Raw genomic sequence first — 11,567 nt, forward strand, 5'->3', positions numbered from 1 at the left:
TTAAGATTGCTGCCGCAGGATTGTGGAGACACAATGAGCTGGTTAGCAGGCTATGTCGTGAAGGCATAACCTAATGCAATTATTATGCCCTGTGATACTAAAGCTTGAACGGTAAGAAGAACATAGAAAGACTTTGCATTGTTCAGGCAGTGTATGGTCTTTTTTATTTTCTATATCCGCTTCTGCCGGACCGATATAACGAAGGAGGTGAGGTTATGGACTCTGGCGCCAGTTGTCACTCGTGTAACCCAATAAAAATACATACAGAAATAAGAGGTATAAACTATGAACAAAGATATTTTTGTAAAACTTCTCGAACAGCGCCAGTTCAAGGCTGTGAGAAGTATTTTGGATGTCATGAACGAAGTGGACATAGCCTCCCTTCTCTCCGTTCTCAATGACAAAGAACTTGTACTTGCTTTCCGCCTGATCCCGAAAGATAAGGCCGCAGAGGTATTTGCCAATATGAGCAGCTCCATGCAGACTTATCTGGTGGAGATGTTTACGGAAAAGGAATTAAAAGAACTGCTGGACGATCTATATATGGATGATACGGTAGACATACTGGAAGAACTTCCCGCGAATCTGGTCAGCCGTATACTGGACACCGTCAGTCCATCCGACAGGCTGATGATCAATGAATTGTTAAACTATCCAGATGACAGCGCCGGAAGTATCATGACTACAGAATATGTAGACATACGCAAAACAATGACCGTCGCGCAGGCTATGGCACATATCAAAGAAACAGGTATACACAAGGAGACCATCTATACCTGCTATGTCACAGAACGCCGTCAGCTCATCGGCATCGTGTCGGCAAAAGAGTTAATGACGGAAGATGACAACATGCGGATTGAAGAATTAATGGAGACAGAGATCATCTCTGTCCACACACATACAGACCAGGAAGAAGTCGCGCAGCTTCTGCGAAAGTATAACCTGCTTGCGCTTCCGGTACTGGATGCGGAAAACTATATGGTAGGGATCGTCACATTTGACGACGCGATGGATGTCATGGTCGAAGAAACCACTGAAGATATTACAAAAATGGCTGCCATGAGCCCCAGTGAGAAGCCCTATTTTGCGACTTCTGTATTCGCTCATGCAAAACATCGCATCCCCTGGCTTCTCGTCCTGATGTTCTCCGCCACAGTCACCGGCACCATTATCACACGCTATGAGAATGCCTTTGACACAGTTCCTCTTTTAGTCTCTTTTATTCCCATGCTGATGGATACCGGAGGCAACTGTGGTTCTCAGAGTTCTACCCTTGTAATCCGGGGAATTGCACTGGATGAGATTCATTTTCGCGACCTGTTCAAAGTACTTTTCAAAGAATTTCGTATCTCTTTGATCGTCGGGCTCGTGCTGGCAGCGGCCAACGGCATCCGAATCTTTATCATGTATCAGAATGTTACCCTTGCATTGGTGATCGCACTTTCACTTGCCGCTACAATCGTTGTAGCAAAACTCATCGGCTGTCTCCTGCCGCTATGCGCCAAGCAAGTTCATCTGGATCCGGCGATCATGGCCTCGCCTTTGATCACGACATTGGTAGATACGTTTTCGATCTTGATCTATTTTACTATAGCTACACATTTTTTCAATCTATAAATATGCTCCCTTCTAAGTAACAAGTTTTTTATTATTTCACTTGTCTGCCTAGAAGGGAGCAATTCATTCTATTTTCTGTTTTTATTTTTCTTAATACGCCTGTTTCTTATTCGATCACTTTGATCCAGCCTTCCGGTGCCTCGATATGTCCCATTTGGATCCCGGTCAGTGTATCATAGAGTTTCTGGATCGTCGGTCCCATTTTCTCCATTCCACTTGGGAAGCAGATTTCTTTTCCATGGTCTACAACCTTGCCTACCGGAGAGATCACTGCCGCCGTTCCGCACAGACCGCACTCTGCAAATTCTTTCACTTCCTCGAAGTATACGTCTCTTTCCTCTACTTCTAACCCCAGATAATGTTCTGCTACATACAAAAGAGAGCGTCTTGTGATAGAAGGCAGGATCGTATCCGAATGAGGGGTAACTACTTTATGATCCTTTGTGATAAAGATAAAGTTTGCGCCCCCTGTCTCTTCCACCTTTGTCCTAGTTGCGGAATCCAGATACATATTTTCATCAAATCCATTTGCATGTGCTGTGACGATCGCATGCAGACTCATAGCATAGTTCAGACCTGCCTTAATATGCCCCGTCCCGTGCGGCGCAGCACGATCAAAATCAGACACACAGATCGTCAACGGTTTTACACCGCCCTTGAAATAAGGACCGACCGGTGTAGTAAAAACACGGAATTGATATTCATCCGCCGGTTTTACACCGATCACTGGATTGATTCCAAACATATACGGCCTTATATATAATGTTGCGCCGGAACCGTATGGAGGTACATACGCCGCGTTTGCTCTGACTACCTGTTCCACGGCATCTACAAACCGTTCTGCCGGAAATGGCGGCATTTCCAGTCTCTTTGCAGAATCTATCAGTCGTTTTGCATTCAGATCCGGTCGGAAAGTCACAATATGGCCATCCTCTGTCGTATATGCTTTAAGCCCCTCGAATACAGTCTGTGCATACTGCAACACGCCTGCACATTCATTCATCACGATATTGGCATCTTCTATCAGCGCTCCGTCATCCCATTTGCCGTCTTTAAAATTCGCAACATACCGCTTCTCTGTAGGCATATAACCAAAACCTAAATTCTCCCAGTCAATCTTTTTTTTCTCCATATAGACTCCTCCATTCCTCTACACTGAACGGATATGGAACTCCTGTCATCCAGTGCTCTTATCTGCTCTTTGCTTTCCCTAGATTATAATACTTTACATCTTAAAAATCAAGAGTGCGCTCTGTTTTATCTTTCCATCATGCTGATAGACTCGATTCCCACGCTTCCTCCCCGCACCACTTCAATGCTTTTAAATTCCTCTTTCATTAACTTCACTACGGCGTCATTTTTGGTTGCTGTCTGGACAAATTCTACAAGCAGGCTGTCTTTTCCATAGTCGATCACCTTTGCCTTAAAAGTCTCTGCGATCTGGAACACTTCCACTTTATCCTGGGGAGAACATTTCTCCACTTTTATATAGAGGATTTCCTTCATCCGCACAAAAATATCTGTGAAATCTATGACTTTGATCACCTCTATCATCCGGTTTAACTGCTTCTTTATCTGTTCAAACGTCTCATCATCACTGACTGTTGCGATGGTCATCCTGGACACAGTAGGATCCTCGGTCGTCCCTACTGTCAGACTATCTAGATTGTAAGACTTGCCTGAAAATAACCCAGAAATTTTCGAAAGTACACCTACCTGATTTTCCACATACAAGGAAATCCATCTTTTCTTCATTCCATCCATCGTTCTTCCTCCTAACAGTCCATGATCATATCTTCCAGCGTTCCGCCCGGCTGTATCATCGGATATACCATTTCCTCCGGGTCAATGATAAATTCGATCAATGTAGGCACTTTTGTATTTTTCTTAGCCTCCTTGAACGCTTCTCTTATCTCTTCCTTCTTTGTCACCCGGATTCCTTTTGCCCCGTAGCTCTGCGCCAGCTTTATAAAATCCGGCGTATACTCCGGCATTTCTTCTCCTTGTGTTCTGCGATAAAGAGCGCCGGCGCGCAAATTGGTCATCCCATAACGCTTTCCGTAAAACAGTTTCTGCCACTGACGGACCATGCCCAGATACTCATTATTAAACACACAGAGGATCAACGGCAGTTCTTCCAGCACCGCAGTCGCAAATTCCTGTATATTCATCTGCATGCCCCCGTCTCCGGAGATCGCGATCACCGGAATATCCGGATTCCCAATCTTCGCTCCTATGGCGCCCGGAAATCCATATCCCATCGTTCCAAGCCCACCGGACATGACCAGCTGCTTTTTCTTCGTAATCTCTACATATTGGCTTGCGAACATCTGATGCTGTCCTACATCTGTCACGATGATCGCCTCATCAAACTGCTGATTGATTTCTTCTATGATATCCTGCGGTCCCATCACAGCACGCTTTTTCATCTTCAGCGGATGTTCTTCCTTCCAGGCAATGATCTGCTTTAACCAGCTTTCCGTATGGCACATATCTACATACTCCCGCATCTTTATAACTGCCTCTCTGGCATCTGCCACGATCGGCACATCCACATGGATATTCCGCGAGATAGAAGCCGTGTCGATATCAATATGTACGATTTGTGCCTTAGGCGCAAATGCATGCAGTTTTCCTGTGATCCGGTCATTAAAACGGGTTCCGATGGAAAAAAGAAGGTCACATTCACTGACTGCCATATTTGCTGCATAGGCGCCATGCATTCCCAGATTCCCCACAAATAAAGGATGGTCCGTAGGAATAGCTCCCCGCCCCATGATCGTAGTCACGACCGGAACTTTTGTTTTCTCTACCACTTCCGCAAAGATCTTATTTGCGCGGGCAATATTGACGCCGCCTCCTGCCAAAAACAAAGGACGCTTTGATTTGTGCAGCATTTTGATCGCCCGTTTTAACTGTCCCACATGCACACTTGTGTTTGGCTTATATCCTCGGATATTGACCTCCGACGGATACTCCGCGCTTCCCAGTTCCGCCATCAGGTCTTTGGGCAGATCGATCAGCACCGGTCCCGGACGTCCTGTGCCAGCAATATAAAAAGCTTCCTTTATGATTCTTCCGAGATCTTCTCTGTTGCGTACCGTCACTCCATACTTGGTAATGCTTCTCGTGATCCCTACAATATCTACTTCCTGAAAAGCATCGTTTCCAATCAGATGTCTTGCCACCTGTCCTGTAAAACATACAAGAGGCACGCTGTCGTAATTAGCCGTCGCAAGTCCCGTTACCAGATTTGTGGCTCCCGGTCCGCTCGTCACTAGGCAAACGCCGACTTTTCCCGTCGTCCTCGCATAGGCGTCTGCCTCATGCACTAACGCCTGCTCATGTCGGGGCAGGATCACACGTATATCACTTTGTTTATACAATTCATCACTGATGTCGATCGTACAGGCGCCCGGATACCCAAAGATCGTATCGACTCCTTCCTCTTTCAGCGCCTTTACCAATAATTTATTTCCCGTTATCTGTCTCATCGCTTCCTCCTAATTACAAAAAACACCCTAAGCTTCATAAGCTCAGGGCGAATCTGTCATCCGTGTTACCACCTAAATTCAGAGAAATCTCTGCACTCTGCCAGCACAGGAACAATGTCCGATACTGTTTCCCTGTAACGTGGGAATAACGTTGGAGTCTACTTAGGATCCCTCCTGTTCAATCCACTGCTCAAAGGCTACTTCCATGATCTCTTCACGAAGATTTTCACCACCCATCTTCTCTCTTTGCTTCCGAAGGTCATGTACTCCTCCTTATCCCTGCATTTCTCTGCTTTTAAAAACGCATGCTCTGCCGGCAGTAATATCCGTACCTTCTTGGACGATCTTATCTTACCGACAATGTATTTCTATTATAATTTGTATCTTTTCCTTTGTCAACGCTCATCTGTTGATATATTTTAACAAGATTATTGATATATTTTATCTTTTCCTACCATTTTTAATCACGCCCAGCACCGTATAAACACAAAATGCAGCTATGTTTAACAGTACCACGCTGGCTCCTGCGGGCGTCGCGCAAAAATAAGACAAGGTAAGCCCCAATATAAGGCAGATGACCGAAAGGATCCCTGCACTTATGATCACACCCTTAAACGTCTTACACAAACGCATAGAAGTCAGCGCCGGAAAGATGATCAGACTGGAAACAAGAAGCGCCCCCATCATCCGCATACCGAGCACGATCGTAACTGCCGTCAGGATCGCGATCATCGTATTGTAAAACTTCGCACGCACTCCCGTGGCAAGCGCAAATGTCTCATCAAACGTTACTGCAAATATTTTCTGATAAAAAAATACATACAGGATCAATACAACCGCAGATAAAAGCAGCCCCAGTTTCACATCTTGTACATTCATGGCGAGTATGCTGCCAAACATGTAGTTATAGACATCTGTATTCATCCCCGTTGTTACAGAGATCACCATCACCCCTACTGCAAGAGAACCTGTAGAGATCATGGCGATCGCTGCGTCTCCTTTGATCCTCGTATTTGCACTAAGGCGCAAAAGCAGGATCGCCGCGAGAATGACAACAGGGATCGCCACGGGCAAAGGCGCCGCGTTCATTGCGGTGGCCGCCGCCAAAGCGCCAAATCCTACATGGGAGAGTCCGTCTCCGATCATAGAATAACGCTTCAGGACAAGACTGACACCCAAAAGTGCCGAACAAAGAGCCACCAGAGAACCTACCAGAAACGCCCGTACCATAAAAGGATAGGACAGCATCTGTATGACTGTCTCAAACATGAATCTCACCTCCCGCATGCCTTCCATCCATCGCCGTTTCTCCCAGGAATGCCTTCCCGGCGCGGCTTCTCTGGTATGCCGCAGCAGTTCCGAAAAACTGTGTATCTTCACTCAGATGCAAAATATGGCTTGCATATCCGACAGCACTTTCTATATCATGCGAAACCATCACAACAGCAATTTTCTGCTGCGTGTTGATTTCATAGATCAGTTTATAAAACTCTCCTGTGACGATCGGATCTAATCCGGTCACCGGTTCGTCTAAAAGAAGCAGTTTTTTTGTCGCACACAAAGCACGCGCGAGCAGAACCCGCTGTTTTTGCCCGCCGGAAAGATCACGAAAACACTGCCGGGAAAGATCTCGTATACCCAGCAGTTCCATTTTCTCATGTGCCTGCTTTTTATCCTGCGCTGTATAGAATGGGCATATCCCCCGACTGTTTAATCTCCCGGATAGTACGACCTCATACACACTTGCCGGGAAATCTTTCTGCACGTCTGTCTGCTGGGGCAGATATCCGATCTCTCTTTGCTTTAGTCCGTCACCAAATAAGATCCTGCCCTTTTCTATCATCTTCAGCCCCAAAATGCTCTTTACGAGCGTACTTTTACCGGAACCATTTTCTCCTACGATACATAGGTAGTCCCCGGAATCTATCTGAAAATCCAGATCTTTGAGTACAGTCCGTCCTTCATAGCCGACTGACACCTTCTCGCATTTTATCAGTGCCATCTTGTAACGATTCCTCCTTTAGTCCAATGCCTCTTTCAGCGTTTCTACATTTTTCTCCATCATCGTATAGTATGTTTCTCCCTTTTCAAAATCTTCCGCCGAAATATTATGGCAGCTGTAAAATGTCATAACTTTGGCCCCTGTCGCCTCCGCGATCGCATTCGCTATATCTGCATTACTCAATTCCATTTTCAGTATGACAGGTATCTTTTCTTGCTTTGCTTTATCGATCAAAAATGCCATCGTCGCCGCACTCGGCTCTGTATCAGAGGCGCACCCTGGGAACGCGGCATAATAAGAAATCCCGTATTCCTCTGTAAAATACCGGAAAGGGAATCTGTCGCCAAACAGCAGCAAAGGATTTTCCGTTTCTTCTGTGATCTTTTTAAACCGCATATCCAACTCTGCAAGCTTATCTGTATAGGCAGCCGCATTTTCTTCATATACATCCCGCCTGTTTGGATCCTTTCTTATGAGGATTTTTTTGATCGCCTCCACGATCTGTACCGCATTCTTAGGAGAAGTCCAGACATGTTCGTCGATTTCATGTACGGAATGTACTTCTGCAGCATCGGACTGCACATTGTTTTCTTCTTCGTGAAAAAGTCCCCCCTCTTCTTTCATTCCTTCCACATGTTCTTCTTCATAAGTATCCACACAGTCCAGCAGCCTTAACGTTGCTCTGTTTTCATCCGGCATGGAGGCAAGCATATCCTCCACCCATTCATCATTCTCTCCGCCCACATAGATAAAAATATCACTGTTCTCAATAGCGATCATATCCTGCGGAGTCGGTTCATAAGAATGTGTTTCTTCCCCCGGTTTCAGCAGCATCTTAAGTTCTACTTCTTCTCCCGCGATCTCCCGCACAAAATCATACTGGGGGAAGATCGTCGTCACCACACTTAGCTTTTCTTCGATTTTCTCTGTTGTGCCTGCTTTTTTCTCTGTCTGTTTAACGCCTGCAGCACAGCCCTGACACAACAGCGCTGCGGCACATAAAAAAATAATCCAGGAAGAAAGAGTAGCTTTCTTCCTTCTACTTTTGCTGTTCATATTTCGTAAACCTGAATTCCAGATCAAAACAGGTTTGCTCCTCACCTTCTTCCGTCATCTTCCACTCTTTTTTCTCATCCAGATTCGGGAAAAATGTATCTGCCTCAAACACCCGGTCTATCTTCGTTACATACACTGTACTGCAAAGCGGAAGCAGCATACGGTAAACACTTTCTCCCCCGACGACAAAGATATCTTCTTCTTTATATTTTTTCAGTTCTTCTTTTAATTCTTCTTCTGTGTGTACGACCACCGCATCTTTTACCGTATACTCTCGGTTTCCTGTCAATACGATGTTCACTCTGTTTTTCAAAGGTTTTCCTCCAGGGAAACTTTCTAATGTCTTTCGTCCCATCACGATCACCTTTCCGGTCGTTTTTTCACGGAAAAACTTCATGTCAGAAGGAATGCTTACAAGAAGTCTGTTCTTGTTTCCTATCCCCCAATTTCTGTCTGCTGCTACAATTGCCTGCATATATATTCTCCTTTCCTGCTACACTGCTACCGGTATGTTTTTTATTTGGGGATGCGTCTGATACTCCTCCAGACGTACGTCATCCGGCGTAAACGCGTAAAAATCTCGAATCTCCGGATTCAGCCAGAACACCGGCGCCGGCAGAGGTTCTCTTGCGATCAGCTCTTCGATCATCGGAATATGTCTGTCATAAATATGCGCATCCGCAATGACATGAACAAACTCTCCCACCTTCATATCACACACCTGCGCCAGCATATGCAAAAGCACGGCATACTGACATACGTTCCAGTTATTTGCCGTCAGCACATCCTGGGAACGCTGGTTTAATATTCCATTTAAAGTCAGTTTTTCACTGCCTTTTTCCTTTGTCACATTAAATGTCATACTGTATGCACATGGATAGAGGTTCATCTCATGAAGATCTTGATGTACATATAGATTTGTCATGATACGACGGCTGTACGGATTGTTCTTCAGATCATAAATGACCCGGTCCACCTGATCCATCATTCCCTCTTTATAAGCGTGCTTTACGCCCATCTGATAACCGTATGCTTTCCCGATGGATCCTTCTGTATCTGCCCAGCTGTCCCATATATGGCTGTTAAGATCGTGGATATTATTCGATTTTTTCTGCCAGATCCAGAGCAGCTCGTCTGTACAGCTTTTGATTCCTGTCCTTCTAAGAGTGAGCGCCGGAAATTCTTTTGAAAGGTCGTACCGATTGATGACTCCGAATTTCTTCACCGTATATGCCGGCGTTCCATCCTCCCATACAGGTCTTACTTTCTCCCCTTCCGTGCTTGTCCCATTATCTATGATATCTCTGCACATCTGTATAAAAACTTTATCTGCGTAACTCATATTTTCCTCCCTGACTTTTTACGGTTCTGCAATATTATACAACATCTTTTCCAGTCCTTTTACGAGGGCTTCAATTTCTTTCTTTTTCATGCCCCTTGTAAGGTTTCTGTCCATCTTTTTTCTGTCTGTCTCCATCCTCCTCTGGATATCATATGCCTTCTCTGTCAGATAGATATTTTTTCTCCTCTTATCGACGGCATTCGGCACACAGAGGATAAATCCCTTTTCATCCAGTCTTTTCAATATTCCTGTCACGGTAGGATTTTTCAGGCTCAGATGCCGCTCCACATCTCTTTGGTTCACCTCGTCTTTGCTTGTATGGAACAGGTAGTCCAAAACCGCGCACTGGGAAGAAGTGATACCGATCGTGCGCAGCCTCTCATTTAAGTCTTTTTCAAACACATTATTGATCTGCTTTACCATAAATCCGATAGGCTGATTTCTTCTCTCCATATGTGCTCCTTTCTCTATACAGACATCTGTAAAACGAAAATGCTCTTTTGGAAGCCCCCTCCCTATAAGTATGCCCGTATCACGCTGCTTATTTCATAGACATCTTCCAATTCTTCTAGTTCTTTTAAAGCATTCTTTATATAACCTTCCTTTACTTTGTCCGTTACAATGACAAGCTCTGCCTTCGTATCCTCTACATACTTCTGTACCACCCGCACGATACTGACCTTATGGTTTCCGAATATCTGGGTAATGCACGCTAGTACGCCCGGCTGATTTTTCACCTGCATACGCAGGAAAAATTTATTTTCCACCTCTTGAAACTCCTTGATCAGTGTCTCTTTATAACAGGTACAGCTGATCCTTCCTGTGCAGCCATATTGTATATCTCTTGCCACATCAATAACATCTCCTGCCACCGCGCTGGCCGTCGGAAATTCCCCTGCGCCTCTTCCATAGAACATGGCGTCGTCCACTGCGTCTCCATGCACAAATACGGCATTAAATGAATCTCGTACAGATGCAAGCGGGTGTTCTTTTTTCAATAGCATCGGATATACGCCTACTTCGATTCCGTCTGCTGTATTATGCGCCACACCCAGCAATTTGATCACACAGTCCAGCTCTTTTGCATAGGCGATATCTTTTTCTGTGATCTTTGTGATCCCTTCTGTATACACATTTCCAAAGACGACACGAGTATGAAAAGCGATGGATGCCATGATCGCCACTTTTCTGCCTGCATCCAGTCCTTCTATGTCCGCTGTCGGATCTGCTTCCGCATATCCCAATTCCTTTGCCTTTTCCAGGGCGCTCTCAAAACTCATGTTTTCTTCAAACATTTTTGTCAAAATATAATTCGTCGTGCCATTTACAATGCCGACCACATCTGTGATCTCATTTGCCGCCAAACACTGTTTCAAAGGACGTATAATGGGGATCCCGCCTGCTACAGACGCCTCAAACAACAAATCGGTATGGTTTTCTTCTGCCGCACTTAAAAGTTCCCTGCCCTGCTCGGCGATCAGATCCTTATTTGCCGTCACTACATGCTTACCAGCGCGCAAAGCTTGCAAAATCATTGTCTTCGCCGGTTCTATCCCGCCGATCACTTCTATGACGATCTCAATTTCCTCATTTTCTAAAATTTCTTTCCAGTTATCTGTCAAAAGAGAGACGTCCACTCCTTCTCTTTTTCTATGCAGATCATGCACCAGGATTTTTACGATCTCAAGCTGCGCTCCGATCGTCTGTTCCATCACGTCTCTTCTTTTCTGTATCAATTTGTACACACCGCCGCCTACTGTCCCAAATCCAAGCAGCGCTGCTTTTATCTTTTTTCTTTTCATCTTGCGTATGTGTCCTTTCTCAAGCGTTCATTGGGTCATATTATAGCATAAAAAAAGTATTCTCGGAACCCCTTCGGTTTTTGCGAAAAAATTTTAAAAAAGTTGTTGACATTCTAAATTTCTTGTAGTATAGTATTTATTGTTCCGGTCAACAAGGAACAAACAAAACATGCGACAGTGGCTCAGTTGGTAGAGTACGACCTTGCCAAGGTCGGGGTCGCGGGTTCGAACCCCGTCTGTCGCTCTTATAAAAA

At 45.1% G+C, this 11,567-nt stretch carries 11 protein-coding genes, 1 tRNA gene, 1 riboswitch and 1 other annotated feature; of the genes, 2 read left to right on the forward strand and 10 right to left on the reverse strand.

What is annotated here, in order from left to right; translation table 11 throughout:
- Positions 1 to 124: riboswitch (M-box (ykoK) riboswitch) on the forward strand. This riboswitch is flagged as partial in the annotation.
- A gap of 161 nt (positions 125 to 285) precedes the next feature.
- A complete protein-coding gene (gene mgtE, locus WKT01_RS13495) occupies positions 286 to 1,617 on the forward strand; it encodes a magnesium transporter (RefSeq protein ID WP_117975471.1) in 1,332 nt (443 codons plus the stop codon).
- 106 nt (positions 1,618 to 1,723) lie between these two features.
- On the opposite strand, the gene WKT01_RS13500 is transcribed toward mgtE, so the two are convergent.
- From WKT01_RS13500 to WKT01_RS13545, 10 genes are all read right to left on the reverse strand, one after another.
- Positions 1,724 to 2,749 (reverse strand): branched-chain amino acid aminotransferase, encoded by a 1,026-nt coding sequence (locus tag WKT01_RS13500; RefSeq protein WP_117975470.1) that lies wholly within the window; start codon positions 2,747 to 2,749, stop codon positions 1,724 to 1,726.
- Between the two features lie 125 nt (positions 2,750 to 2,874).
- A complete protein-coding gene (gene ilvN / locus WKT01_RS13505) occupies positions 2,875 to 3,381 on the reverse strand; it encodes an acetolactate synthase small subunit (protein ID WP_059070178.1) in 507 nt (168 codons plus the stop codon).
- Positions 3,382 to 3,392: 11 nt separating this feature from the next.
- Positions 3,393 to 5,111, reverse strand: a complete 1,719-nt coding sequence (gene ilvB / locus WKT01_RS13510) for a biosynthetic-type acetolactate synthase large subunit (protein ID WP_117975469.1) — start codon at positions 5,109 to 5,111, stop codon at positions 3,393 to 3,395.
- A 40-nt stretch (positions 5,112 to 5,151) separates the two neighbouring features.
- Positions 5,152 to 5,400: a binding site (T-box leader), on the reverse strand.
- A gap of 152 nt (positions 5,401 to 5,552) precedes the next feature.
- Complete coding sequence (locus WKT01_RS13515; RefSeq protein ID WP_340312719.1) at positions 5,553 to 6,380, reverse strand: metal ABC transporter permease; 828 nt, start codon at positions 6,378 to 6,380, stop codon at positions 5,553 to 5,555.
- Complete coding sequence (locus WKT01_RS13520) at positions 6,373 to 7,113, reverse strand: metal ABC transporter ATP-binding protein (protein ID WP_340312721.1); 741 nt, start codon at positions 7,111 to 7,113, stop codon at positions 6,373 to 6,375. Before WKT01_RS13520 ends, WKT01_RS13515 begins: the two co-directional genes overlap by 8 nt.
- Before the next feature lie 18 nt (positions 7,114 to 7,131).
- Positions 7,132 to 8,169 carry a metal ABC transporter substrate-binding protein gene (locus tag WKT01_RS13525; protein ID WP_340312723.1) on the reverse strand — a complete coding sequence of 346 codons (1,038 nt, stop codon included), beginning with the start codon at positions 8,167 to 8,169 and terminating at the stop codon, positions 7,132 to 7,134.
- Positions 8,153 to 8,644, reverse strand: a complete 492-nt coding sequence (locus WKT01_RS13530) for a dihydrofolate reductase (RefSeq protein WP_270395663.1) — start codon at positions 8,642 to 8,644, stop codon at positions 8,153 to 8,155. Before WKT01_RS13530 ends, WKT01_RS13525 begins: the two co-directional genes overlap by 17 nt.
- Before the next feature lie 18 nt (positions 8,645 to 8,662).
- Positions 8,663 to 9,511 carry a thymidylate synthase gene (thyA, locus tag WKT01_RS13535; protein ID WP_059070189.1) on the reverse strand — a complete coding sequence of 283 codons (849 nt, stop codon included), beginning with the start codon at positions 9,509 to 9,511 and terminating at the stop codon, positions 8,663 to 8,665.
- An 18-nt stretch (positions 9,512 to 9,529) separates the two neighbouring features.
- Positions 9,530 to 9,964 (reverse strand): MarR family winged helix-turn-helix transcriptional regulator, encoded by a 435-nt coding sequence (locus tag WKT01_RS13540; protein ID WP_340312727.1) that lies wholly within the window; start codon positions 9,962 to 9,964, stop codon positions 9,530 to 9,532.
- Positions 9,965 to 10,026: 62 nt separating this feature from the next.
- Positions 10,027 to 11,313 carry a homoserine dehydrogenase gene (locus tag WKT01_RS13545; protein WP_270395665.1) on the reverse strand — a complete coding sequence of 429 codons (1,287 nt, stop codon included), beginning with the start codon at positions 11,311 to 11,313 and terminating at the stop codon, positions 10,027 to 10,029.
- A gap of 171 nt (positions 11,314 to 11,484) precedes the next feature.
- Here WKT01_RS13545 and WKT01_RS13550 point away from each other — a divergent pair.
- A tRNA-Gly gene (locus tag WKT01_RS13550) sits at positions 11,485 to 11,557 on the forward strand.
- Positions 11,558 to 11,567 lie beyond the last annotated feature (10 nt).

It is taken from the genome of Mediterraneibacter sp. ICN-202921, assembly GCF_037890075.1.
GTDB lineage: Bacteria > Bacillota > Clostridia > Lachnospirales > Lachnospiraceae > Mediterraneibacter > Mediterraneibacter massiliensis.